Here is a 524-nt window from a genome sequence, read left to right on the forward strand (position 1 = left end):
CAGCGGTCCCGAGGCCATGAGCGCGCGGCCCGTGGCGCTGCCGTCCGGACTGAGCCTGCGCGCCATTGCGCGCCAGGTCCTGGGCGAGGCGTTCCTGCAATTCAGCACCAATCTGCACGCGCTGCAGCAGGCCCGGGCGCCCGATGCGCCCGAACTGCTGCACCAGGCGCGGGTGGGCTGGCGGCGCTTTCGCAGCCTGCACCGTCTGCTGCGGCCGGGTCTGCCGGCGCTGCCGCCCTGGGCGCCCCTCGGGCCCTTGCTCGCCGCCCTGGGTGCGCTGCGCGACCTCGACGTGGCGCGCCTGGACACCCTGCCCCCGCTGGCGCAGGACTTCGTCGCCGACGCGGCGCAGCGGCGGCGCGCGTGGCAGGATTTGCAGGCGGCGCTCGAACAGGCCGCGCAGCAGGCGCTGGAAGCGGTGCACCAGGCCTTGCAGGCGCCGGCCGTGGGGCAGGTGCTGCTGGCCTGGGTGGAATGGCTTGAAACGCTCGCGCAGCGCCTGGTCGTTCACGCCGGCCATGTTC

Annotated in this window: 1 protein-coding gene; it reads left to right on the forward strand. The window is 75.0% G+C overall.

What is annotated here, in order from left to right:
* On the forward strand, positions 1 to 524 hold a 524-nt coding region (locus VTU_RS30380; RefSeq protein WP_010110624.1), incomplete at both ends, for a CHAD domain-containing protein.

The organism is Verminephrobacter aporrectodeae subsp. tuberculatae At4 (genome assembly GCF_000193225.1).
In the GTDB taxonomy this organism is placed as follows: Bacteria; Pseudomonadota; Gammaproteobacteria; order Burkholderiales; family Burkholderiaceae_C; genus Acidovorax; species Acidovorax aporrectodeae.